This window comes from Amphritea opalescens, assembly GCF_003957515.1.
Lineage (GTDB): Bacteria > Pseudomonadota > Gammaproteobacteria > Pseudomonadales > Balneatricaceae > Amphritea > Amphritea opalescens.
Genome location: NZ_RQXW01000001.1, coordinates 255,654 through 278,989 on the forward strand (window position 1 = coordinate 255,654; position 23,336 = coordinate 278,989).

A 23,336-nucleotide genomic window follows, 5' to 3' on the forward strand; every position below is an offset into this window, starting at 1 on the left:
AGTATTAGTTTAATAGTAGCTAAGTAATTGAATCACCGTTGTTCCGTTTTACGCAGGTGTAATTCTGGCTGACGTTGATTATCCAGATGAGCAAATCGATCTGGCTGAGGTAGGTTCTGATGAATTTTAAAGTAGATGTTGAAATGACACCCGAAGAGCTTCGCAAGGTGTTGGGCTTGCCCGATGTAGAATCTTTTCAGAATGAGATGATGGGTAAAATTCAAGAACGTATGGAGGCGGGTGCCGAAGGTTATGATCCGTTAACGCTATTTCAGCCTTATATGGCGAGCGGGTTAGGTTCGATGGATGCAATACAGAAGATGCTATTGAATATGATGACCAGCTACACCGGCAATCATAAGAATTCAGATAAAAAATAAGCGACTCTGCCATGTTAAGTGATGGCAGAGCTGTTTAATCGAGTAACGGAACAGGTAGAGAGACACTATTTTGAGAATTCTCAGAAAATACACCAATCGCCGTTTGTATGACACATCCCGTAGTTGCTACATCACGTTAGAGGATGTGAAACAATTGGTACTGAGCCAGGAAGCTTTTCAGGTTCAGGATTCTAAAACTGGGGCTGATCTTACCCGGAATATCCTGTTGCAAATCATTAGCGAACAGGAAGCGTTAGGCCATGGGACCCTGTTAACTAATCAGGTATTGCAGCAATTAATACGTTTTTATGGCGATAGCATGCAGGGCATGATGAGCCAGTATCTAGAACAAAGCATCGCCACCTTTATCGATCAGCAGGAACGTATTCGTGAGCAGATGCAAAATATGATTGGCGCTGCTAACCCGCTGAATATGATGAATAAAATTGCCGATCAGAATATGGCTATGTGGAATATATTTACCCCGCCAGGGGAAGAGCATAATGATAAACCGGCGAGCAATGATGCCGAAAATGCCAAAGAGGATAAATAGTCAGCTTCGACCTGTTTTGCATAGCAAGGCCATTAATTGCTAAGCTTTAGAGGTTGTTTAACAAAAACCCGCTTTAGATTCCCGAAAATCTGAGCGGGTTTTTTCTTTTATCCGAGTGTAGGGTGCGGTGAGGAACGAACCGCACCATCAACATCGGGAGAAGCGGCATTATCGTCATGGCCACCGGTGCGATTCGTTCCTCATCTGCACCCTACGCGCGATGGTAGGGTGTGGTGAGCTTCGCGAACCGCACCATCAACATCGGCACAAACGGCATTATCGTCATGGCCACTGGTGCGATTCGTTCCTCATCAGCACCCTACGCGCGATGGTAGGGTGTGGTGAGCTTGGCGAACCGCACCATCAATATCGGCACAAACGGCATTATCGTCATGGCCACCGGTGCGATTCGTTCCTCATCTGCACCCTACGCGGGATGTGTAGGGTGTGGTGAGCTTTGCGAACCGCACCATCAGTATCGGCACAAACGGCTTTGTCGTCATGGCTACCGGTGCGATTCGTTCCTCATCTGCACCCTACGCGCGATGTGTAGGGTGTGGTGAGCTTGGCGAACCGCACCATCAATATCGGCACAAACGGCATTATCGTTATGGCTACCGGTGCGATTCGTTCCTCATCTGCACCCTACGAGCGATGTGTAGGGTGTGATGAGCTTTGCGAATCGCACCATCAATTCCGGCACAAACGGCATTATTGTCATCGCCGCCGGTGTGGTTCGTTACGCGGGATGTGTAGCGTGTGGTGAGCTTTGCGAACCGCACCATCAACATCGGCACAAACGGCATGATCGTCATGGTCACCGGTGCGATTCGTTCCTCATCTGCACCCTACGAATTTTCGGGTATTTAATACTTCAATGACGTTTCTGTATTTCGCTGGATAATATGGCATCGGCATCTAACGCACTGATGGCGATATCGGTATTGGCGGGGATCTCGCCGGCCAGTTGCAGCGCTAGGTAGCGCATGCAGCAAACCCGCAGAAAGGATGTGAAATTACCGAGGTCGTGGCCGACGTCGATCGATTCATGATAAAGGCGGGTGAGCATCTGTGGAATGTTGAGGTGATCTCGGCTAGCAATCGCTTCTAACGTACTCCAGAAATAGTTTTCCAGCCGAACGCTGGTCACCATGCCATCGATACGTAATGAGCGGGTGCTGCTTTTCCATAGATCAGAATTCGCATTGATAAACAGTTTGCACATAGTGGGCTCCTGTCCTGTTATTTTTATGGGTGTTATCGGTAGCTCTTTTGCGCGATCAACTCAGTATGCCGCAAAACAAAGGCCACTGCAGGCCATCGTTTTGCGTTTGCGTTATTTTTTGTGGCGGATGAATAAGAGATGTTTATTTCAAGAGTGCCATAAATTGGGCCAGCCAAGCAGGGTGGGCGGGCCACGCGGGGGCTGTCACGAGGTTGCCATCGGTAATAGCGGCATCTATGGCGATCTCAGCAAAGATTCCACCGGATTGGTTGATTTCCGGCATGCAGGCGGGATAGGCGGAGCATTGTCTATTCTGCAATACGCCAGCGGCGGCCAGCAGTTGTGCTCCATGACAGACCGCAGCAACCGGTTTGTTGGTGGTGAAAAAGTGGCGTACCATCTCTAATACATCATTGTTAAGGCGCAGGTATTCCGGTGCACGACCGCCGGGAATGACCAGCGCGTCGTAATCGGCGGGGTTGATATCGGCAAAGGTCGCATTCAGTGCAAAGTTATGGCCCCGTTTCTCGGTATAGGTCTGATCGCCTTCGAAATCGTGTATGGCGGTGGCAACGGTATCGCCGCTGACCTTATCAGGGCAAACCGCATCCACGCTGTGACCGACCGCTAAGAGGGTCTGAAAGGGCACCATGGTTTCATAGTCTTCAGTAAAGTCACCGGTAATCATCAGGATTTTTTTATGAGTCATCATGAGCTCCATTGCTTAGTCTTGTTACTGTTTATTGTTGTCTGATCAACTTAACAGTCTCAAAGCTCAAAGGGGTAATAGCTGAATACTACAGGGTGTTGTTCGCTGATCGGTAAAGGTTGCCGTGTTATCACCGGGTAGTTTAGTCTTGTTGTTTAAGCATATTTTATGATGAGTCATTCAGTATCGAGGTTTAAATGATTACCGGAAGTTGTTTGTGCGGCCATGTTAGGTATGAAATATCAGGTGCTATTGGCGATATCGTGCATTGCCATTGTCAAACCTGCCGAAAAGCTCATGGTTCGGCATTCTCAAGTGTCGCTGGGGTACAGGGCAAAGATTTTAAATTGATGAGTGATGACGTATTAGGTTGCTATGAATCATCGCCAGGTAAATTTCGCTATTTCTGTCAGAACTGCGCAACTCAGATCTATGCTAAAAAAGAGGGGACAGAGCACATCGTTTTACGTTTAGGGTCATTAGATGATGATCCCCAGTCGAAAGAACTCAGCCATATTTGGGTGTCTCAAAAGGCATCTTGGTACTCATTAAACAGCCGCTTACCTGAGTACGCTGAATTCGAGTAACGCGGGTCGTGAGCTGATTAGACAAAATAAAAGCGGTGATGGAAGTCACCAATGTTACCCGTCTCCATACAGCCATCATCCTGCAACTCAGATCTAAACATCAATGATAGATACCGATGCCTGACATCAGTGACTGGCATTTGGAGTAGGACGGTCGTGGAGGGAGGAGGTGCAGTGTAGAGCAAGCTCAGGTGTTAACAGCGTTGGACGCTTGGATAAGCTCAAGGATAATAATGAGAGGGGTCTGGATGAGTAGTCGGTGAATGGCGGGCGGTTAATTAACGGCTTCATTTTTGTTGAGGCACTAATCTATTGCGTGTAAAAAGATAAACACCCCGCGTTGTGGGAGGGCGGTTTATCGGTTAGCCTTGGGGCGCGTAAAATGCGTCGGTCAATGGCAGAGCGGATGCTCTCAATAATATTCATAGCTTGTAAGGCAGGCCTTCAGCGTCAATGGAAATCACTAAAACCTTTGTTCATACATTTAAAGACAGCATCCGAGCGAAACTGAGACAGTTTATGCGTCGTAGCCTGTATCGATATGCGTTCGCTGTCGCTCTTATCACTTTCGCTGTTCATGGCATGGATGCCGAGATGGGAGCGCCAGAGATTGCGCTGCGTGGGTTAATCTATTTCATTATCGCTTGTGCGGGCATATTGATTGTTTATGTTATCTCGTCGTACGTCCAGTCAAAAAATAGGGTGCCGATAACTATCCGATTTAGTGAAGCCGGTTTGGTTGTATCTCAGGGGGTTGATTCAGTTAATCACGACTGGTGTTGGATTCAATCAGCCGAAGAGTCGAACAATCTGTTAACCCTCGTTATTCGAAAAACACCGCGTTATGAGCTGTATTTGCCGAAACCTGAATGCCCAGATAGCGAGTATAAGGTGCTGCGGGAGTGGCTGGTGTTGCATGGCAAGCTGCTTAACTAAAACGTTCGCTACAGCGATATAAAATGCTGAAGCTGAATCTTAAAGAAGGTTGATTCGATCAGTTTAGCGATGAAGTGCGGGGTTGCAGGTGATTACACCACTCGCTGAGAATGCCTCAGCGAGTGGCATTTATAATGCGCTTATGTCCCATAAACTCACAGGCTGCGATGGGGCGCGCGATACGATTATTTACCGCTCATATCTGGCATATTCCGGCCATAAAATATTTCCGACATCTCTTTGTACAGACGTTCAGTAATATCTTCGATCTCTTGTTCGTTGAGATCAGCGGTGGTGGTGCCAAAGAGGTAAGTGTTTAGGTCGACATCGTTGAGCATCATCTTGGTGTGGAAGATATTCTCTTGATAGACGTTCACATCAACCAGTTGATACTGTTCGCGGATATCGGGGCTGATAAAGTTCTGAATCGAATTGATATCATGATCGATATAGTACTTCACGCCATTCACATCACGGGTAAAACCACGCACTCGGTAGTCCACTGTAACAATATCGGAATCCAGTTTGTGGATCAGATAGTTCAACGCTTTGAGTGGCGAGATAATGCCGCAGGTCGATACTTCGATATCGGCGCGGAAGGTACAAATGCCATCATCAGGGTGTGCTTCTGGGTAGGTGTGCACGCAGATATGGCTTTTATCCAGATGCGCGACCACGGAATCCGGCAGTGGGCCTGGTTTTTCGGTGGTGTCCACGTTGTCAGAATCTTTAATCGGCTCTTCAGCGACCAGAATCGTGACGCTGGCACCCTGAGGCTCATAGTCTTGGCGGGCAACATTTAATACAGTGGCGCCAATAATTTCGCAGGCTTCAGTCAGGATCTCTGTCAGGCGGTCTGCGTTGTACTGCTCATCGATATACTCAATGTATTCAGCCTTCTGTTTAGGCGTCTGTGCGTAACAGACATCATAAATACAGAAACTTAGGCTCTTGGTAAGGTTGTTAAAACCCTGCAGTTTGATTTTCCCACTAGATGGCAACTTCATAAACTCCGGCTAAAAACCAAGCGGTTTTTTGTTAACGACGAAAGGAAGGCGGATTTTAGATGAGAAACCCCGTGGAAAAAAGCGAATTTTTTTATTTTCAGGGTTTTGTTGGGCGGTTATTCGTGCTCTTTTAACCAATTAGCAATGGTGGGGGCGACTTCGGTTTGTGACTTTCCAGAGACAAAAACACCAATATGGCCGGAGGCGACTTCATATTCGCTATAGTCACTGCTGAGGGTCAGGCCTTTTAATGCCTTTGAGGCAGAAGGGGGCACGAGGTGATCGGCACTGCCGAAGACATTGAGCAGAGGTTGAGTGATCCGTTGTAGGTCGATGGGGGTGTCCGCGACCGTGGCGGTGTGCTGGATAAAGCCGTTGCGTTTAAAGAAGGTGGTCAGAAATTCGCGAAACATCTCGCCCGCTTGATCAGGGCTATCGTAGATCCACTTTTCCATCCGTAAAAAACTGAGGGCAGAGGCGGGGTCTTTGAGTTGGCGGGGAATATTGAGGTTTTTTTGTAGTCCTAGGCGCATCGGCATCAGGGCATTGTAGGCATCGTTGAGCATGGCGCCGGGGATATTGCCGTAGGTATCAACCGCCAAGTCTATATCGATCTGTTGGACTAGGTGACTAAGCATATTGTCGGGGGTTTTGAAGTCCACCGGGGTCACCATGGTGACGAGATTTTTGACTTTATCTGGGTTTAACGCGGTGTAGCACAGGCTTAAAGTGCCGCCCTGGCAGATACCCAGTAGATTCAACTGATCTTGGCCGGTGTCTTCTAATACCTGATCGACACAGTTGGCGATATAGCCGTTGACGTAATCGTCCATGTCGAGATAACGGTCGGCGGCGTCGGGATAGCCCCAGTCGATCAGGTAGATATCGAGCCCCAGTGCGAGCAGCCGTTTTACAAAGGAGCGTTGCTGATCTAAATCGACCATGTAAGGGCGGTTAACCAAGGCATAGCAGATGAGCAAAGGGGTTTTACAGCGTTTGCGTCCGGGAGTCTTCTCGCTTTGGTAATGAAACAGCTGAAGTTTATCTTCGTGATAGATCGCCTTTTTGGCGGTTTGGCCGACGTCGATCTCATCCAGTTGTTTTAAAGTGCTAAAGCTCTGCTGTAGCTGTTCGCTAAACTGGCTGAGTTCTCTGGCAATTTTCTCAGGGTTAAATTTAAAGCCGCTCATTGAAGGTTGTCTCGCTGGGCGTGTTTAGCAGTCGGAAGTTGTTTTTTTAAGCTGAGCACCAGGGCGCGTAGCTCATCTATCTCCTGTTGTTGACGGCGTAGTTGCTTGCGCAACTGGTGTTGCTGGCGGATGGTGCTGTCGAGCTCTTCGCGGGTGACTAAGCCAAACTCTTTGAATTTTTTATCTCGGCTGCTAAAGGCGAGTTTGCGCACCTTATTTAAGCTGTTGCTGATACGCCCGTGGCAGGCTTGGTATTGTTCGGTGAAAACGGTATCCCGATAGGCTTGTTCATAGCATTCGACCCATAGGTTTTGCAGCACGTTGACGCTGTCGATCTCGGCTTGTTGGTCTAGACGCTGTTTAAGCTCGTCGCCGGTCTGGTTAAAAATCTGTTCATATTGCTGTAGGTATTCCTGCAGCGAGTCCTGATAGTCGAGCATCGCTTGCGCGAGGGAGCGTACCTGAGCTGGGCTATAGGGCGCATTGCCGATATCAGGGCTTTTGGCGAGTTGCTCTAAAAGCTCTCGTAATGGGGCCTGCGCGAGCGAGTCGGCATTTAAAACGGCCTCTTTCATTAGGCTGGCAAAGGGTTCCGGTAGATTCCATTGACGGCTGAGCAGGTCGTTACACTGACGTTGCATATAGTGTTGAATCTGATCGATCAGTTGATCTTGGTTGCCGTTTTCACAGGACTTGTTCAATAGTGATTCAGCAAACTGACTAAACTGTTCCGACTGATGCTTAACGAGGTTTAGCAGGTTCGCTTGTTGGTCACCAAAATCCGTGATGGGGCCTGCCTGAGTACTATCAAGAAACGCTTGCCACTGTTCCGTTTGCAGGGGCAGTTGTTCGGCCATCTCTTGCCAGTGTTGCAGTTGTTCCTGTAGCCAGCTATCACTGCCTGTGCTGTCGGTCATTATTGGTTCCTAAATAATGTCGGTATGAACATACTAATGAAGCGGGTGACTATTATGAACCCTTTTTTGCTGCTTGCTCTAAAAGTTGTATAAAGTGGCGGGCAGCATTACTCAGGGTGCGCTCCTTGTGCGTGATGTATCCCAGTTCCCGTGTTACCTGTGGCGCGTCGACTCTAAGAACGCTCAAACTAGTGGCGGTCATCGTTTCGGGTAGCAGTGACCAGCCTAGCCCGATCTCCACCATCATACGGATGGTATCTAGATAGTTGGTCGACATGGCGATATCCGGTTTGAGGGCGAGTTGAGAAAACTGTTGCTCGGCTAATTGTCGGGTGAAGGTCGCGCTGCCGGACAGTATCGCGGGATAGCATGACAGTTGTTCCAGTGTCACCTGTTCTAAGGCGGCGAGGGGGTGATCGGGGGCGACCACGTAGTTGAGCCTGTCGTGCCAAATCGTCTGAAAGTGAATATTGGGGTCGGGACGAGGGGATAGGGTGATCAAGGCAATTTCGAGTGAGCCTTTGAGTACATTGTCATAGGCGATCTCTGATTCATCAAAGCGTAGATCAAGCTTTACCTCGGGAAACGCCGAGATATATTGGCGTAACACCGGCGGCAGTCGATGCAGACTAATATGGTGGCTGGCGGCGACGGAAAGTGTGCCACTGACATCACCGCTTAGGTTGCTTAGCGAGCGGCGAGCATCGTTCAGCTCGAGTAAGATTCTGTTGGCGCGGGGGAGTAGTTCGCGTCCCGCTTCGGTTAAACTGACGGTACGGCCGATACGGTCGAAGAGTCGATTGTTGAGTTGCTGCTCGAGTATCAGAATGCGTTTGCTCATGGCTGACTGAGTAAGAAAAAGCTGCTCCGCTGCGCGGGAAAAAGAGCCGGTTTCGGCGACAGCAACAAAGGCCTGCAGCGAGTTGGTATCCATAAGGCGGGCTCCTGTTCGATTGTGCTTAGCTTATCTATTCCTTAATGGAATGCAAACTATAAAAATAATGAATTTGTTTTCTGATAGGCCGTGCATTAGGATGGCAGCCTATAAAAAGCTGGCAACGAGCAAGCCGGTTAACAAGACGTAGTGAGGTGACCTTCAATGGCTGGAAAAACGTTATACGATAAACTGTTTGATTCGCATCTGGTGCGAACCAACGAAGATGGTAGTTCTCTGATCTATATCGATCGTCAGGTACTGCATGAGGTCACTTCACCACAGGCGTTTGAAGGATTGCGCTTGGCCGGTCGTAAACCATGGCGCGTGGATGCCAATATTGCCACGCCAGATCATAACGTCCCAACCACTGAACGGTCTGGCGGGGTTGATCTGATCGTTGACCCGGTGTCTAAAATTCAGGTTAAAACCCTCGATGCTAACTGTGATGAGTTCGGCATCCTTGAGTTCAAGATGAATGACCATCGCCAAGGCATCGTTCACGTGATGGCGCCGGAGCAGGGCGCTATCCTGCCAGGCAGCACCGCGGTCTGTGGCGATTCGCATACCGCTACGCTGGGTGCCTTGGGTGCTTTGGCCCACGGTATCGGCACCTCTGAAGTAGAGCATGTCTTAGCGACTCAGTGTTTGATCACTAAGAAAATGCAGAACATGTTGATCCGCGTTGATGGCGAGCTGGGCCTAGGTGTGACCGCTAAAGATGTTGTGCTGCATATTATTGGCGTGATCGGTACCGCAGGAGGTACGGGTTATGCAATTGAGTTTGGTGGCGATGTGTTCCGCTCGATGTCGATGGAAGGGCGTATGACCGTCTGCAACATGGCAATTGAAGCGGGTGCGCGAGTGGGTTTGGTCGCGGTGGATCAGATCACCATCGATTACTTTGAGGGTCGTCCCTTTGCGCCGAAAGGCGAGCAGTGGGATCAAGCGGTGTCAGAATGGCGCGGTTTAGTTTCGGATAGCGATGCTGAATTTGATGCAGTGGTTGAGATCAATGCTGCCGATATCGAGCCACAGGTGACCTGGGGAACCTCGCCAGAAATGGTGGTGGGTATCTCCGGCCAGGTACCAAACCCTGATGCCGAGAAAGATGCGGTGAAAGTGGATGGTATCAATCGTGCCCTGAAATATATGGGTTTGAGTGCGGATCAAAAAATCACTGATATTCAGTTGGACCGAGTGTTTATTGGTTCGTGCACCAATTCCCGTATCGAAGATCTACGGGATGCTGCAAAAGTGGTTAAAGGCCGCAAAGTAGCGGCTAACATTATTCAGGCGCTGGTGGTACCGGGCTCTGGTTTGGTGAAAACTCAGGCGGAACAAGAAGGGCTGGATAAGATCTTTATCGAAGCGGGACTTGAATGGCGCGAACCCGGTTGTTCCATGTGTCTGGCGATGAACCCAGATAAGTTGGGCAATGGTGAACACTGTGCCTCCACCTCTAACCGTAACTTCGAAGGCCGCCAAGGCTTTGGTGGGCGTACGCATCTGGTGAGTCCAGCAATGGCGGCAGCGGCGGCGGTGACTGGCCACTTCATCGATGTACGTGAGTTGATTTAATAAGGTATCGGGAGAGCGAGATGAATAAGTTTACATTGCACACAGGTATCGCTGCACCGCTGGATCGGGCCAATGTCGATACCGATATGATTATTCCTAAGCAGTTTTTGAAATCGATTAAGCGTTCCGGCTTCGGTAAAAACCTGTTTGATGAGCTGCGTTATCTGGACGAAGGTCAGCCGGATCAGTCCTGCGAAGGGCGTCCGCTGAATACCGAATTTGTCCTGAATCAGCCCCGTTATCAGGGTGCCAGTGTTCTGTTGGCGCGGGAAAACTTTGGTTGCGGTTCGAGTCGTGAGCACGCCCCTTGGGCGCTGGATGATTACGGTTTTCGCTGTGTTATCGCGCCGAGCTTTGCTGAGATTTTCTACAATAACTGCTTTAAAAACGGTTTGTTGCCGATTGTATTGCGGGATGAACAACTCGATCAGTTGTTCAAAGAAACGGCTGAAACCGAAGGTTATCAGCTCAGTATCGATCTAGAGCGCCAATTGGTGATTACACCCTCTGGTGAAGAGATGACCTTTAGTATCGATGGCTTCCGCAAGCACTGCTTGCTTAATGGGCTGGATGATATCGGTATTACACTGCAAAGTGCGGCTGATATTCGGGCTTACGAAGAAAAACGGCGTCAGCAGGCTCCTTGGTTATTTGACGCGATTAAGTAAGCGTCTAACGAAAGATAGAATATCTGGCTGCTGAGTATGTCAAGCGGCCTTGATGAAGGAAAGAGAATAATGTCTAAGAATGTATTGGTTTTGCCGGGTGATGGTATTGGTCCTGAGATTGTTGCTCAGGCTCGGCGCGTATTGGAATTGGTCAATCAGCAAGACAACCTTGATTTGACACTCAGTGAAGCGTTAGTGGGTGGCTCGGCGATTGATGCCGAGGGTGTACCCTTGCCTGAGGCAACCCTTGAAGCAGCCCATGCGGCGGATGCAATTTTGCTGGGCGCCGTGGGTGGGCCAAAATGGGATACCAATCCTGATTTCCAAATTCGTCCGGAAAAAGGCCTGTTGGGGATTCGTTCTAATTTAGGTCTGTTCGGTAACCTGCGTCCCGCGATTCTCTATCCACAGTTGGCACATGCGTCAACGCTGAAGCCTGAAGTGGTCTCTGGCTTGGATATTTTGATTGTGCGTGAACTAACCGGCGGTATCTACTTCGGTCAGCCGCGCGGCGTGCGTGTCAAAGAAGATGGTGTACGTGAAGGTTATAACACCTACGTTTATGACGAGAATGAGATTCGTCGTATCGGTCGCGTGGCCTTTGAAGCGGCGCGGGCGCGTGATAAGCGTCTGTGTTCAGTCGATAAAGCGAACGTGCTGGAAGTTACGGTGCTATGGCGTGAAATCATGGAAGAACTCGCTAAAGAGTATCCAGATGTCGAGCTGAGCCATATGTATGTCGATAACGCGGCGATGCAGCTGGTGCGTGCACCGAAGCAGTTTGATGTGGTTGTTACCGGTAATATGTTCGGTGATATTCTCTCCGATGCGGCGGCGATGCTCACCGGTTCTATCGGTATGCTGCCATCGGCATCATTGGATGTGAACGGTAAGGGGATGTATGAACCTTGCCATGGTTCTGCGCCAGACATTGCAGGCCAAAATATGGCTAATCCACTGGCAACTATTCTGTCGGTGGCGATGATGCTGAGATATTCACTGGCTGCCGGTGATACGGCTGATCGTATTGAAGCCGCTGTGAGTCAGGTATTGGATCAAAACCTGCGTACCGGTGATATCTGGTCCGAAGGGATGCAGAAAGTATCGACCACTGAGATGGGCGATGCGGTGATCGCCGCGTTGCAGGCGTAACAGCAGCGATTATCGGCGGTATTGGCTATAAAACGCCCAGAATCCGATAGTCTCTGCAACTAAAGTGTTGCATAATCGTACGGCTCTTATATCTAGAGCCATAACAGGCTGTTGCCATTTAAGGTGACAGCTTTGTTGTTTTTATTCTCAGGAGCCTGTTAACAGGTTCGCAAAGTTTTTGGTGGAGCAGATGAAGCGTGTAGGTTTTGTAGGTTGGCGCGGAATGGTAGGTTCTGTGCTAATGCAGCGCATGATGGAAGAGGGTGATTTCGATCATATCGAAGAGCCGGTTTTCTTTACAACGTCCCAAGCAGGTCAGCCAGGCCCGAATATTGGTAAAGATATTCCCGCACTGAAAGATGCCACATCCATTGATGAACTCAAACAGATGGATGCGATTATTTCCTGCCAGGGCGGCGACTACACGAAACAGGTTTATGGTGCTCTGCGTAGTGCTGGCTGGAATGGCTACTGGATCGATGCGGCTTCCTCTTTGCGCATGGAAGATGATGCTATTATCGTGCTTGATCCCGTGAATATGAACGTGATCAAAGATGGTTTGGCCAACGGTGTCAAAACCTATGTCGGCGGTAACTGTACTGTTTCTCTGATGTTGATGGGACTGGGCGGATTGTTTAGTGCTGGCGCGATTGAGTGGATGACCTCCATGACCTATCAGGCTGCTTCTGGCGGCGGTGCGCGACATATGCGCGAACTGATCGCTCAGATGGGCGCTATCCATGATTCGGTTGCAACCGATCTGGCTAACCCTGCCAGTGCGATCCTCGATATCGATCGGCAAGTCGCTGCGACTATCCGTTCTGATGCGATGCCGACAGATAACTTTGGTGTGCCGCTGGCGGGTTCATTGATTCCATGGATCGATACGCCGCTGGCTAATGGTCAAAGCCGTGAAGAGTGGAAGGCTTATGCTGAAACCAACAAAATTCTTGGTTTGAGCGATAGCCCTGTGCCGATCGATGGTACCTGTGTGCGTATCGGTGCGATGCGTTGTCACAGTCAGGCATTTACGATCAAGCTGAAGCAAAATATACCGATGGATGAAATCGAATCCATGATCGCTGAAGCCAATGATTGGGTGAGTGTCGTGCCTAATGATCGCGATATCACTTCCCGTGACCTAACGCCGGCGAAAGTAACGGGTACCCTGAGTGTACCTGTTGGTCGTCTGCGTAAGCTGAACATGGGTGATGAGTTCCTCAATGCCTTTAGCGTTGGCGATCAACTGTTGTGGGGTGCTGCGGAGCCATTACGTCGTATGCTGCGCATTCTGCTACAGGATTAATTCTGTTTTAAACGATATAACCGGCTGTTAAAGCCGGTTTTTTTTGCCTGTTCATCCGTGATTTAAATCAATTAAAACAGAATAAATATTTTCAGCTAGGGCGGCTGAGGCTGTCATCATTTTAGGTAGTATAAAGAAACCACTGCTTGAAATATTTTTCAGCGGTATGTTTTGAATAGGAATAAGTCAGTAATCTATTGAATTTGTTGGGTTTTATGTTTTTTGGATTCAGTTTTGATGCTTTTGATATGGCAATCTAGCGCTAAAATCTGATTTAGCTTATAGGGTTTGGTGATTCATGGCCTATCTGGGTTGTTGATTAAACATAGGTTTTAATGAATACTTTGTGCATTGATACTGGATACGTAACTTTCTGAATATTGACGATTTTATATAATATTCAGGACCGGGGAAATTAAGGAAGCGAAAATATGCTGCGCAAATTAGCCCTAAGCTTGGCGATTGCAGGTGCACTAGGGACCTCAACTGCACATGCGCTTGGTCTCGGCGAGATCAGAATAACATCGGCGTTAAATGAGCCGCTCAAAGCCGAGATACAGCTGTTGCAGATGAGATCAGTTGATCCGCAACAAGTTCAGCCCAAAATGGCCAATGTTGATGACTTTGCCTTGGCGGGTATAGAGAAACTGCGTTTTCTCTCGGATGTGAAATTTGAAGTCCAACCCGGTGCGTCAGGTCAGGGTAAGATTATCTTGACCTCAACGGCTCCAGTAAAAGAACCTTTTCTTAACTTCCTCTTGGAAGTGAACTGGCCGAGTGGTCGTTTGGTGCGTGAGTATACGGTGCTTCTCGATCCGCCTATTTATGATCCCACCCCAGCGCCAGCAGCCGTTCAGCCTGCGCGATCTAATGCTGTCGGTTCTTCCGCTGCGGTTGCTGCTAAGCCCATGGCGCCGCAAAAACCAGCTAACAATATCCGTACGCGTATGACCGATGGTCAGGTGTATGTTGATGTTAACGATACATTGTGGGATCTCGCTAAACGCTATAAACCTGCCGGTTCTGTGACGGAAGCGCAGATGATGTTAGCGCTGCAACGTAAAAACCCTGAAGCCTTTCGTAATAACAACGTCAATCAGTTGCGAGCAGGTGTAGTGATGGATCTCCCTTCGTTGAAGGAGGTGCAGGCGCTAGACCGAAAGCAAGCGAATCAAGAGTTCTGGCGCCAAACGCAGCGCTGGAAGCAGGGACTTAGCTCCAAACCGAGTGCTGAGCCGATAGATGCATCCTCTGCTTCTGATAAAAAAGGAGAGGCGTCCGAAAAAAAGACTGATGACGTTGCTGCCAATACGGCCCAGGGGCAACTGAAAATAGTTTCTCCTGATAAGTCATCTGAAGCGGAAATGGTTTCAGATCAGGCGGCCGATACTGATATGAGTCAGGCTGACTCTGTGCTGTTAAAAAAAAATCAGCAGCTCGAAACTGAACTAGCGAGTGCGCTTGAATCGGTTGATAAGATTCAGCGTGAGAACGAAGAGTTAAGCGGTCGGGTTGATGCGCTGGCGCAGCAGATGGAAAGTCTGCAGCGGCTATTAGAACTGAAGGATCAGCAGATGGCTGAACTTCAGGCCGAATTAGAATCGGCGAAAAATCAGCCGGTTATCTCGCCTGTCGATCAAGCAGCGGCAACAAATACTGCTGAGCCTACCGAGAAAACACTACTTGAACGGTTCGGTTTGTACATCGGCGCTGCCGGTGGTGCTCTAATCGCCTTTCTATTAGCGTTGTTACTACTGCGTCGCAAGACAAAAGAAGATAAAGGCGATGCTTCTGATGTGATTGCACCTGTCGCGGCAGCAGCGGCTACGGCGGCGGTTGTTGAGTCGGCCGCGGATGACGTTGAAGAGATTGTTGAGCCTACTGCTGAAGTTGTTGCTGAGGCGGCAATCGAAGATATCGATCTTGATGATCTCGATCTCGATATGGATGTAGAGCAGGTCGATACAGCAGCCATTGATAGCATTGATGAAGATGACTTTGATCTCGGGTTTGATGATTTTGATGCCGAATCTCGGGCTGTTGAAGAGGAAGCGGCTAAATCGGTTGAAGCCTCTTTAGATGAGGATGAAGAGATTGATGATGCGTTGGACTCTATTCTCGGTGAAAATACCGATTCTTTTGATCTAGGTAATCTGCAGGTGCCTGAGGTTCAAAGCCTCGGTGATGTGCCTATGGATGTACCTGAGGAAGAGCCTGAAGCTGATAATCTCGAAGAGTTGTTAGCGGATGCTGCTAAAGCTGACGAAATTGCTCAGCCGGACGTTGATGCTGATGATTCGATGGAAGATCTCGATCTAGAGTTTGATATTGAATCCTTTGACGATAGCGAAGATAGCGCTGCTACTACAGAGGCGCCTGCGGTTGATGATGATTTAGATCTCGACTTTAACCTTGATGTTGCAGATGAAGCTGATGTTGAGCCCGAAGCAGTCGACGCATTTGATGAAGATGATTTAGAGCTGACAGAGTTCACCATTGATGAGCCTGTCGTTGATGCCGTGGATGAGTCTGCGGTAGAAGAACCTGCGATTGATGCGGATGCTGAGCTTGATCAGTTGCTGGCTGAGACCGGTGAATCTGACGCTGACCTTGATGAGCTAGATCTGGATGCTGATCTGCAGGCCATGCTTGATGGTGAAGACGATGTTGTGCTCGAAGAGCAGGAGATCGCACCAGCAAAAACAGATGACTCTCCTGTCGGTCAGGATTTAGACGCCGAGTTGGACTCTGAATTGGAAATGTTGCTAAGCGATGGCGGTGATGAAGAGCTTAGCTTGGACATGACCGATGATTCCGAAGAGTATTCCTTGGATAACCTAAACCTGCTTGATGATGCCGATGAGGTGGAAACTAAGCTGGATTTAGCGCGGGCTTATATCGATATGGAAGATATCGATGGCGCGAAAGATATTCTTGGGGAGATAGCTAAAGAGGGCAGCGAGGCGCAGCAGGCTGAAGCGAATAACTTGCTAAGCTCTTTAAGCTAAATTATTGACAATAAGCGCTTTGGGATGAGCCCTTTAGGTTGAATCCTTTAAATCCGTGTTTGGGCTTGATCGCCTGATTTGATTAACCGTTAAGATAAGATGTTATATGCAACGGGATAATACCCAGATTGACCATCAACAAGGGGCGACTACGGTCGCCCTTTCTTATGTTTCGCCTACTGAGAAAGAGGGCGAAGATAACTGTTCTGATGATGATAGCGCAGCCAACGTGGTTAAGCGTCGCTATGCGCTCTGTGTTGAATATGCCGGTGGTGCTTATCGTGGCTGGCAGACGCAGAAAGAGAAAGATGTTCCCTCGATTCAGGAAACCGTTGAGCAAGCGCTGTCTAAAATTGCGAATGAGCCTATTACGGTTATCTGTGCAGGGCGGACGGATGCCTGTGTTAGTGGTACCTATCAGATTATCCATTTTGATACCTATGCCGACCGCTCAGATCGTTCCTGGGTGATGGGCACCAATACCCAGTTGCCGGATGATATTGCGATTCGTTGGGCGAAACCCGTTGATGATAGTTTTCATGCGCGTTTCTCTGCATTAGAACGCCGTTATCGCTATCTGATCTACTCTTCGCCGGTTAAGCCTGCATTGTTGAGTCGTGGTGTGACCTGGACGCATAAATCGCTGGACCTTCCACGGATGCAAGCGGCGGCGGATTTGCTATTAGGTGAGCATGACTTTACCTCCTATCGGGCGGTTGGTTGTCAGGCTAAAAGCCCTGTACGTGAAGTTAAGGCGATGGATATCTATCGCGCGGGCGATCTCATAGTGATCGATGTGCGGGCGAATGCTTTTTTGCAGCATATGATTCGTAACTTTGCTGGCGTGTTGATGGCGATCGGTAGTGGTGAAGCTGAGCCGGTTTGGGCAAAGCAGGTGCTTGATGCCCGAGATCGTCGCAAAGGCGGGGTTACCGCGCCACCTTACGGGCTCTATTTCGTCGATGTAAAATACCCCGAGCAATATGAGTTGCCGAAATCCACCTTAGGTCCCTATTTCCTAACGCAAAACGGTTAACCTCTGGCCCTGCTATCTGTTACTATTAGGCTCTTTTTTAATAATCTCTCTTTAAATAGTCTGATCCAAGTGATGCGAACTCGCGTAAAAATCTGTGGAATTACCCGGTTAGAGGATGCTCTCGCAGCGATAGAGGCGGGGGCTGATGCCCTTGGCTTTGTGTTTTATCCTCCCAGTCCGCGTTATGTTGATCCTGCGGTTGCCGAGGCTATTATTGCTCAGTTGCCTCCCTTTGTGACCACGGTGGCGCTGTTCGTTGATGATAGCCCAGAGCAGGTTAACGCTATTTTGGGTCAGACTGGTATCGATCTGCTGCAGTTTCATGGTGATGAGTCACCGGCGTACTGTCAGCAGTTTAATCGACCCTATTTTAAGGCGGTGCGGATGTCTCCGGACATTGATGTCATCGCCGAATGTAAACGTTTTGCCTCTGCCCGAGGACTGCTATTGGATGCTTATCGTCCAGGCGTGCCCGGCGGTACGGGTGAAGCGTTTAACTGGGACCGCATCCCATCTGATCTTGAGTTGCCGCTGATACTGGCTGGCGGCCTTGATCAGAACAATGTGGCTAAGGCAATAAGTCAGGTGAAACCCTATGCTGTGGATGTTAGCGGCGGGGTGGAGATGGCGAAAGGCCGAAAAGATTGTTCCAAAATAATATCCTTTATGAATGAGGTAGCTTGTGCCAACTAAAGAAGATCTCGCGATCGCAAAGCAGATGCCCGATGCAAGTGGTCATTTCGGCCAATTCGGGGGCCGTTATGTGTCTGAAACCTTGATGGCTGCTCTCCAGCAGCTTGAGCAGACCTACGAAAAGCTTTGGCGAGATCCACAGTTTCAGGCAGAGTTTGATCGCGACCTTGCGCACTATGTCGGTCGTCCATCACCGCTGTATCATGCGGAGCGCCTTTCTCGCGAATTAGGCGGGGCGCAGATTTACCTGAAACGTGAAGATTTAAACCATACCGGTGCCCACAAGGTGAACAATACTATTGGCCAAGCGTTGCTGGCTAAGTTCACAGGTAAGCCGCGGGTGAGCGCAGAAACGGGCGCAGGCCAGCATGGTGTTGCTACGGCAACGGTTGCCGCGCGTCTGGGTCTTGAGTGTACTGTGTACATGGGTGAAGAAGATATTCGTCGCCAGGCCCTGAACGTTTATCGGATGAAGCTCCTTGGTGCTGAAGTTGTCTCAGTCACCTCGGGTACGCGCACCCTGAAAGATGCCATGAACGAGGCGATGCGCGACTGGGTGACCAATGTCGATAATACCTTTTACATTATCGGTACAGCGGCTGGCCCTCATCCATATCCTAAGCTGGTGCGTGATTTTCAGTCAGTGATTGGTCGTGAAGCGCGCGAGCAGTGTTTGGCGCAGGCCGGTAAGCTACCGGATGTGCTGATGGCCTGTGTTGGCGGTGGTTCTAATGCGATTGGTTTGTTTCATCCCTTTATCGAAGATGCCGATGTCCGCATGATCGGTGTTGAAGCCGGTGGTTACGGTATCGAAACAGGTCAACATGCCGCGCCATTGAGTGCCGGTAGTCGACCAGGGGTGTTGCACGGTAACCGTACTTCGCTGATGTCAGATGAGGGTGGTCAGGTGATTGGTACGCACTCTGTTTCTGCGGGTCTCGATTACCCAGGTGTTGGACCAGAGCACGCTTACCTGAAAGAGATAGGCCGGGCTGAATATACCGCGATCAATGATGACGAGGCGCTCCATGCTTTCCGTCACCTAACATTGACCGAAGGTATTATGCCAGCACTGGAATCCAGTCATGCAGTGGCCGAAGCGATGAAGCTTGCACCAACGATGCGCAAGGATCAGATCATTCTGGTTAACCTGTCGGGACGGGGTGACAAGGATATCCATACTGTTGCAGAAATTGACGGTATTAACTTTTAAGCCCTGACTGAGTGAAGATTAAGATGAGTCGTATTACAGAGTGTTTTAATAATCTGAAAAGCCAGGGCCGCAAAGCGCTGATCCCTTTTGTGACAGCCGGAGACCCTGATCCTAAAGTAACCGTACCGCTAATGCATGCGCTGGTAGAATCCGGTGTCGATATTATCGAGCTGGGCGTACCGTTTTCTGATCCCATGGCCGATGGCCCTGTGATCCAGTTAGCCTGTGAGCGTGCGTTGTTGCACGGCACGCGTCTGGTTGATGTGTTGGACATGGTGGCGGAATTCCGTAAAACCAATCAGACGACTCCGGTCGTACTGATGGGTTACCTCAATCCGATTGAGGTGATGGGCTATGCGGCGTTTGCTGATAAAGCTAAGGCGGTTGGTCTTGACGGTGTTTTGACCGTTGATCTACCCCCTGAAGAGGCGTGTGAATTTAACCCACTGATGAAAGCGGCGGGTATCGATGTGATCTATCTGATCGCGCCGACCACCGAAGAGTCGCGGGTGAAGCAGATTTGTGCTGCCGGCAGTGGTTACCTCTACTATGTATCTGTTAAAGGCGTGACCGGTTCGGCTGCGCTGGATGTGGGCGAAGTTGCTGAAAAACTAGAGATGATTCGCCAGCATACCGATATGCCGTTAGGGGTTGGTTTTGGTATTCGTGATGATGCCTCTGCGCGGGCGATTTCAGCCGTAGCTGATGGTGTGATCGTCGGTAGTGTATTGGTTAATAAGATTGCCGAATTAGCTGGCAATCAGGCACAGATTCCTGAGGCGGTTGCAGCGATTACTGCAAGCATGCGTCAGGCAATGGATAAATAAAGACTGCCATAGGCAGACGCTGGAGTAATAATGAGTAACTGGCTGGATAAAATTGTTCCTTCCCTAGTTCGCTCTGAGAAGAAGCGAACGAACATTCCTGAAGGGTTGTGGGAAAAGTGTCCTAAATGTGAATCCGTGCTGTATCGCCCGGAGCTAGAAAAAAACCTGAATGTATGTCCTAAGTGTGATCATCATATGCGCTTGACCGCGCGGGTACGCTTGAATGCGTTCCTCGATGAGGGCACTTTGCGTGAAATCGGTGCTGAAATCGAACCGGTTGATCATCTTAAGTTCCGTGATACCAAGAAGTATAAAGATCGTCTGGTTGCCGCTCAGAAAGCGACCGGTGAGAAAGATGCTTTAATCGCCATGCGAGGCGAAGTGAAGGGGTTGCCGGTCGTTGCGGTGGCTTTTGAGTTTCGCTTTATGGGTGGATCGATGGGTGCCGTGGTTGGTGAGCGCTTTGTTCGCGCTGCCAATATCGCCCTCGAAGAGGGTGTGCCGATGATCTGTTTCGCGGCCAGTGGCGGCGCGCGGATGCAAGAGGCGCTGTTCTCCCTGATGCAGATGGCCAAAACCAGTGCTGCTCTTGAGCGACTCAAGCAAGCCGGTGTGCCTTATATCTCTGTGTTGACCGACCCTGTTTATGGCGGTGTGTCGGCATCACTAGCGATGTTGGGTGATTTGAATATCGGTGAGCCGGGAGCCTTGGTTGGCTTTGCTGGCCCTCGGGTGATCGAGCAGACGGTGCGTGAGAAACTGCCAGAAGGCTTCCAGCGTAGTGAGTTCCTGCTGGAGCATGGGCAGATCGATATGATTATCTCTCGGGGTGATCTGCGTGACCGGATCTCTTCGGTGTTGCGTATGATGCAGGGACTTCCCGTCGCCTGATCATCTCTCTTGAATAAGGCCGCTGTCAGTTTATCAGCGGCTTTTTTTATTGTTCTAAATTGTTGTCCTGAAGAAAAGCTGAAAGCACTATGGCTGAAGTACATTTTAAGACTCTTGCGCAGTGGCTTGAGTGGATTGAAACCAATCATCCGGTCGATCTGATTGAGCTCGGGCTAGATCGTTTGCGTGAAGTCTATGAGCGCATGCATCTGGATCTAAGCGGTAGTCGTATCGTTATTGTCGGTGGCACTAATGGTAAAGGTTCGACCATTGCCATGTTGGATCAGGTGCTTCGAGATCAGGGCAAGACCGTGGGGTGTTTTACCTCACCCCATTTTTTACGTTACAACGAACGGATTAAGCTAGCGGGTCAACCGGTCAATGATGATCTGATTGTCCGTGCTTTCACCGCCATTGAGCAGGCGCGAGGTGATGTTCGGCTAACCTATTTTGAATATAACACCCTCGCTGCGCTGCATGTATTTGCCATTGAACAGCCTGATGTGATGTTGCTTGAGGTGGGCTTAGGTGGTCGTCTTGATGCGATCAATATCATCGACGCGGATATTTCCGTGGTAACAACGGTATCGGTGGATCATGTTGATTGGTTGGGGGATGACCGCAATCAGATCGGCTATGAAAAAGCGGGTATTTATCGGTCAGGTCGCCCGGCGGTGTGTGGTGATCCTTCGCCACCGCAAAAACTCGTCGATTATGCCGATGAGATAGGTGCAACGTTATTTCAGCGCGGACGGGATTTTAATCTGTCCGATGAGAGCGATGGGCGATGGTTATGGCAAGGTGAACAATTGAACGGCAATCTATTAACGGTTTCCGGCTTGCCAGAGACCACCTTGCCGAAAGCAAATGCGGCTACCGTCTTGCAGGTGTTGAATCTGTTGGATATGTTGCCTGAGCCTGACTGCCTTAGACAGAGTCTGTCTAAAGCAAGGTTAACGGGGCGAATGCAACCGCTGCGAGTTGGCGAGGTTGATTATACGCTCGATGTTGCCCACAACCCTGAAGCGGCGGCTTATTTAGCGAAGCAGCTCGGTGGCCGGCCGGTGAAAGGCCGTACGCTGATGGTGTTGGGCATGTTGGCGGATAAAGATATCGATCAGGTGTTGGGCTGTTTGCAGCCGGTTATTGATGAGTGGTATCTGGTTACGTTAAACAAGCCTCGAGGGCAGACGGCAGCGGCTTTGCGAGAAAAGTTAGAGGCGCTGGGGGTAACTCAAGCGGTGCATACTTATGACTCGGTTAAGGAAGCGCTTGATGCGGTTGCTCATGATGCTAAATCAGACGATCGGGTGATGGTTGCGGGGTCTTTTTTTACGGTGAGTGATGCGTTAGTGGCACTTAATGTGGGGGAATCAGCGTGAATGATGGTTTTAAGCAGCGCCTTGCGGGGGCCGCGATCTTGTGTCTGGCGGCAGTGATTCTATTGCCGATTTTTTTCGATGGAGCGGGCTACCGCGAGCGCCATCTTGAGAGCGCCATCCCGCCGCCTCCCTCTGAACCTCAGTTGGTCGCTATTGAACCTGAAAATCAGCCACTGCCGGATACGTCCACCTTTGCGCCACCGGGTGAGCCGGTAACCGTGGCGGTGATGCCAAAGCAGGTTGCCGCAGAGGTGGCTAAGCAAAAGCCGCAGATTAGTGAGCGTAACGATCCGCCGGCGTTGGATCAGGAGAATATTCCGGTTGCCTGGAGTCTTCAATTGGCAAGCTTTAAGGATGAAGACAACGCTAAAGGGCTGAGTCGTAAGCTGATTAAGGCGGGCCATAAGGTGTATATTCGTAAAACTGGCGATCTTATTCGGGTCTTTGTTGGGCCCGACATACAGAAGTCTAAATTGACTGAGTTGCAGGCGGCTATTCAGAAAGAGTTTGGCTTGGATGGTATTATCGTTCGGTTTACCACACGATAATCATTGGGTTAATTCGTTAGCTCTGGTAGAATTCTGCCCTTAATTTCATAGATCCAGAAGTAGATTTTAAACATGGTACTAAACTGGGCCGACTGGGCCATTATTGGCATCATCACAGTGTCGGGGTTGTACAGCCTGCGCGGTGGTTTTATGAAAGAAGCGCTGTCCTTAGCCACTTGGGTAGCCGCCTTCGTGGTAGCCCGTTTATTTGCGCCTTCTTTGAGTACCTTGCTTGATCATCTACTGGAAACACCCTCGCTGCGTATTGGCGCAGCCTTTATACTTCTCTTTATTGCCACTCTGATGGTTGGCGCTGTAATCAATAGCCTCATTAATATGCTTGTTCAAGCCACAGGGCTGAGCAGTACTGACCGTATTTTGGGTATTGGTTTTGGTGTCGTCAGAGGCGGTTTGATAGTCATTGTTATCACGGCGTTACTGGTGCGTTCACCGGTAACTCAGGATAGTTGGTGGGCGGAATCACAACTGATTCCCCATTTCTTGCTGATGGAATCCTGGACCCGGGAAACAGCTGCTGATATTGGCCAGATGATCTGGAATATCAGTGGTAAAAATAGTTGAATGTTGTTGAA

The 23,336-nt window shown here is 49.6% G+C and carries 23 protein-coding genes; 17 read left to right on the plus strand and 6 right to left on the minus strand.

The annotated features are described in order from the left end of the window. Positions 1 to 119: 119 nt before the first annotated feature. Together EH243_RS01115 and phaR are read left to right on the plus strand one after the other, a co-directional pair. A complete protein-coding gene (locus tag EH243_RS01115) occupies positions 120 to 380 on the plus strand; it encodes a DUF6489 family protein (protein WP_126156789.1) in 261 nt (86 codons plus the stop codon). Positions 381 to 450: 70 nt separating this feature from the next. Further along, a complete protein-coding gene (phaR, locus tag EH243_RS01120; protein ID WP_126156790.1) occupies positions 451 to 933 on the plus strand; it encodes a polyhydroxyalkanoate synthesis repressor PhaR in 483 nt (160 codons plus the stop codon). An 874-nt stretch (positions 934 to 1,807) separates the two neighbouring features. Here the strand turns inward: phaR and EH243_RS01125 are convergent. After that, complete coding sequence (locus EH243_RS01125) at positions 1,808 to 2,158, minus strand: ribbon-helix-helix domain-containing protein (protein ID WP_126156791.1); 351 nt, start codon at positions 2,156 to 2,158, stop codon at positions 1,808 to 1,810. A gap of 142 nt (positions 2,159 to 2,300) precedes the next feature. Further along, the gene (locus EH243_RS01130) at positions 2,301 to 2,867 is read right to left on the minus strand and encodes a DJ-1/PfpI family protein (protein ID WP_126156792.1); all 567 of its coding nucleotides are present in this window, start codon (positions 2,865 to 2,867) and stop codon (positions 2,301 to 2,303) included. A gap of 197 nt (positions 2,868 to 3,064) precedes the next feature. Between EH243_RS01130 and EH243_RS01135 the strand changes: the two genes are divergently transcribed. Together EH243_RS01135 and EH243_RS01140 are read left to right on the plus strand one after the other, a co-directional pair. After that, the gene (locus EH243_RS01135) at positions 3,065 to 3,454 is read left to right on the plus strand and encodes a GFA family protein (RefSeq protein ID WP_126156793.1); all 390 of its coding nucleotides are present in this window, start codon (positions 3,065 to 3,067) and stop codon (positions 3,452 to 3,454) included. Between the two features lie 453 nt (positions 3,455 to 3,907). After that, a complete protein-coding gene (locus EH243_RS01140) occupies positions 3,908 to 4,390 on the plus strand; it encodes a hypothetical protein (protein WP_126156794.1) in 483 nt (160 codons plus the stop codon). Positions 4,391 to 4,575: 185 nt separating this feature from the next. On the opposite strand, the gene speD is transcribed toward EH243_RS01140, so the two are convergent. The 4 genes from speD to EH243_RS01160 form a co-directional block, all read right to left on the minus strand. Beyond that, positions 4,576 to 5,397 carry an adenosylmethionine decarboxylase gene (gene speD, locus EH243_RS01145; RefSeq protein WP_126156795.1) on the minus strand — a complete coding sequence of 274 codons (822 nt, stop codon included), beginning with the start codon at positions 5,395 to 5,397 and terminating at the stop codon, positions 4,576 to 4,578. A 116-nt stretch (positions 5,398 to 5,513) separates the two neighbouring features. Then, positions 5,514 to 6,587, minus strand: a complete 1,074-nt coding sequence (phaC, locus tag EH243_RS01150; protein ID WP_126156796.1) for a class III poly(R)-hydroxyalkanoic acid synthase subunit PhaC — start codon at positions 6,585 to 6,587, stop codon at positions 5,514 to 5,516. Further along, the gene (locus EH243_RS01155; RefSeq protein ID WP_126156797.1) at positions 6,584 to 7,504 is read right to left on the minus strand and encodes a poly(R)-hydroxyalkanoic acid synthase subunit PhaE; all 921 of its coding nucleotides are present in this window, start codon (positions 7,502 to 7,504) and stop codon (positions 6,584 to 6,586) included. Before EH243_RS01155 ends, phaC begins: the two co-directional genes overlap by 4 nt. A 52-nt stretch (positions 7,505 to 7,556) precedes the next feature. Continuing rightward, a complete protein-coding gene (locus EH243_RS01160) occupies positions 7,557 to 8,438 on the minus strand; it encodes a LysR family transcriptional regulator (RefSeq protein WP_126156798.1) in 882 nt (293 codons plus the stop codon). Between the two features lie 165 nt (positions 8,439 to 8,603). Here EH243_RS01160 and leuC point away from each other — a divergent pair, with 165 nt between their 5' ends. The 13 genes from leuC (at position 8,604) to EH243_RS01225 (ending at position 23,325) form a co-directional block, all read left to right on the plus strand. Next, positions 8,604 to 10,019: a 3-isopropylmalate dehydratase large subunit gene (gene leuC, locus EH243_RS01165; protein ID WP_126156799.1), complete on the plus strand. Its 1,416-nt coding sequence runs from the start codon at positions 8,604 to 8,606 to the stop codon at positions 10,017 to 10,019. Between the two features lie 20 nt (positions 10,020 to 10,039). After that, positions 10,040 to 10,687: a 3-isopropylmalate dehydratase small subunit gene (gene leuD, locus EH243_RS01170; protein ID WP_126156800.1), complete on the plus strand. Its 648-nt coding sequence runs from the start codon at positions 10,040 to 10,042 to the stop codon at positions 10,685 to 10,687. Positions 10,688 to 10,756: 69 nt separating this feature from the next. After that, positions 10,757 to 11,839, plus strand: coding sequence for a 3-isopropylmalate dehydrogenase (gene leuB / locus EH243_RS01175; RefSeq protein WP_126156801.1), 1,083 nt, complete (start codon positions 10,757 to 10,759; stop codon positions 11,837 to 11,839). Between the two features lie 190 nt (positions 11,840 to 12,029). Beyond that, positions 12,030 to 13,145, plus strand: a complete 1,116-nt coding sequence (gene asd / locus EH243_RS01180; protein WP_126156802.1) for an aspartate-semialdehyde dehydrogenase — start codon at positions 12,030 to 12,032, stop codon at positions 13,143 to 13,145. A gap of 431 nt (positions 13,146 to 13,576) precedes the next feature. Then, entirely contained in the window at positions 13,577 to 16,153 is a 2,577-nt protein-coding gene (locus EH243_RS01185) for a FimV/HubP family polar landmark protein (RefSeq protein ID WP_126156803.1), read from the plus strand. Between the two features lie 106 nt (positions 16,154 to 16,259). Next, on the plus strand, positions 16,260 to 17,189 hold the full coding sequence (truA, locus tag EH243_RS01190) for a tRNA pseudouridine(38-40) synthase TruA (RefSeq protein WP_126156804.1): 930 nt from the start codon (positions 16,260 to 16,262) through the stop codon (positions 17,187 to 17,189). A gap of 72 nt (positions 17,190 to 17,261) precedes the next feature. Beyond that, a complete protein-coding gene (locus tag EH243_RS01195; RefSeq protein WP_126156805.1) occupies positions 17,262 to 17,882 on the plus strand; it encodes a phosphoribosylanthranilate isomerase in 621 nt (206 codons plus the stop codon). A 25-nt stretch (positions 17,883 to 17,907) separates the two neighbouring features. Next, positions 17,908 to 19,095, plus strand: a complete 1,188-nt coding sequence (gene trpB, locus EH243_RS01200) for a tryptophan synthase subunit beta (protein WP_126157005.1) — start codon at positions 17,908 to 17,910, stop codon at positions 19,093 to 19,095. A 23-nt stretch (positions 19,096 to 19,118) separates the two neighbouring features. Next, positions 19,119 to 19,922 (plus strand): tryptophan synthase subunit alpha, encoded by an 804-nt coding sequence (gene trpA / locus EH243_RS01205; protein ID WP_126156806.1) that lies wholly within the window; start codon positions 19,119 to 19,121, stop codon positions 19,920 to 19,922. 30 nt (positions 19,923 to 19,952) lie between these two features. Continuing rightward, positions 19,953 to 20,813 carry an acetyl-CoA carboxylase, carboxyltransferase subunit beta gene (gene accD / locus EH243_RS01210; protein ID WP_126156807.1) on the plus strand — a complete coding sequence of 287 codons (861 nt, stop codon included), beginning with the start codon at positions 19,953 to 19,955 and terminating at the stop codon, positions 20,811 to 20,813. A gap of 89 nt (positions 20,814 to 20,902) precedes the next feature. Beyond that, on the plus strand, positions 20,903 to 22,195 hold the full coding sequence (gene folC / locus EH243_RS01215) for a bifunctional tetrahydrofolate synthase/dihydrofolate synthase (RefSeq protein WP_126156808.1): 1,293 nt from the start codon (positions 20,903 to 20,905) through the stop codon (positions 22,193 to 22,195). Further along, positions 22,192 to 22,743: an SPOR domain-containing protein gene (locus tag EH243_RS01220; protein WP_126156809.1), complete on the plus strand. Its 552-nt coding sequence runs from the start codon at positions 22,192 to 22,194 to the stop codon at positions 22,741 to 22,743. The genes folC and EH243_RS01220 overlap by 4 nt, the downstream gene beginning before the upstream one ends. 72 nt (positions 22,744 to 22,815) lie before the next feature. Next, positions 22,816 to 23,325, plus strand: a complete 510-nt coding sequence (locus EH243_RS01225) for a CvpA family protein (RefSeq protein ID WP_126156810.1) — start codon at positions 22,816 to 22,818, stop codon at positions 23,323 to 23,325. Positions 23,326 to 23,336 lie beyond the last annotated feature (11 nt).

Coding starts and splice junctions, on each gene's coding strand:
- EH243_RS01115 (WP_126156789.1), top strand. CDS start 120: ATGAATTTTAAAGTAGATGTTGAAATGACACCCGAAGAGCTTCGCAAG.
- EH243_RS01125 (WP_126156791.1), bottom strand. CDS start 2,158: ATGTGCAAACTGTTTATCAATGCGAATTCTGATCTATGGAAAAGCAGC.
- EH243_RS01130 (WP_126156792.1), bottom strand. CDS start 2,867: ATGACTCATAAAAAAATCCTGATGATTACCGGTGACTTTACTGAAGAC.
- EH243_RS01135 (WP_126156793.1), top strand. CDS start 3,065: ATGATTACCGGAAGTTGTTTGTGCGGCCATGTTAGGTATGAAATATCA.
- EH243_RS01140 (WP_126156794.1), top strand. CDS start 3,908: ATGGAAATCACTAAAACCTTTGTTCATACATTTAAAGACAGCATCCGA.
- speD (WP_126156795.1), bottom strand. CDS start 5,397: ATGAAGTTGCCATCTAGTGGGAAAATCAAACTGCAGGGTTTTAACAAC.
- phaC (WP_126156796.1), bottom strand. CDS start 6,587: ATGAGCGGCTTTAAATTTAACCCTGAGAAAATTGCCAGAGAACTCAGC.
- EH243_RS01155 (WP_126156797.1), bottom strand. CDS start 7,504: ATGACCGACAGCACAGGCAGTGATAGCTGGCTACAGGAACAACTGCAA.
- EH243_RS01160 (WP_126156798.1), bottom strand. CDS start 8,438: ATGGATACCAACTCGCTGCAGGCCTTTGTTGCTGTCGCCGAAACCGGC.
- leuC (WP_126156799.1), top strand. CDS start 8,604: ATGGCTGGAAAAACGTTATACGATAAACTGTTTGATTCGCATCTGGTG.
- leuD (WP_126156800.1), top strand. CDS start 10,040: ATGAATAAGTTTACATTGCACACAGGTATCGCTGCACCGCTGGATCGG.
- leuB (WP_126156801.1), top strand. CDS start 10,757: ATGTCTAAGAATGTATTGGTTTTGCCGGGTGATGGTATTGGTCCTGAG.
- asd (WP_126156802.1), top strand. CDS start 12,030: ATGAAGCGTGTAGGTTTTGTAGGTTGGCGCGGAATGGTAGGTTCTGTG.
- EH243_RS01185 (WP_126156803.1), top strand. CDS start 13,577: ATGCTGCGCAAATTAGCCCTAAGCTTGGCGATTGCAGGTGCACTAGGG.
- truA (WP_126156804.1), top strand. CDS start 16,260: ATGCAACGGGATAATACCCAGATTGACCATCAACAAGGGGCGACTACG.
- EH243_RS01195 (WP_126156805.1), top strand. CDS start 17,262: ATGCGAACTCGCGTAAAAATCTGTGGAATTACCCGGTTAGAGGATGCT.
- trpB (WP_126157005.1), top strand. CDS start 17,908: ATGCCCGATGCAAGTGGTCATTTCGGCCAATTCGGGGGCCGTTATGTG.
- trpA (WP_126156806.1), top strand. CDS start 19,119: ATGAGTCGTATTACAGAGTGTTTTAATAATCTGAAAAGCCAGGGCCGC.
- accD (WP_126156807.1), top strand. CDS start 19,953: ATGAGTAACTGGCTGGATAAAATTGTTCCTTCCCTAGTTCGCTCTGAG.
- folC (WP_126156808.1), top strand. CDS start 20,903: ATGGCTGAAGTACATTTTAAGACTCTTGCGCAGTGGCTTGAGTGGATT.
- EH243_RS01225 (WP_126156810.1), top strand. CDS start 22,816: ATGGTACTAAACTGGGCCGACTGGGCCATTATTGGCATCATCACAGTG.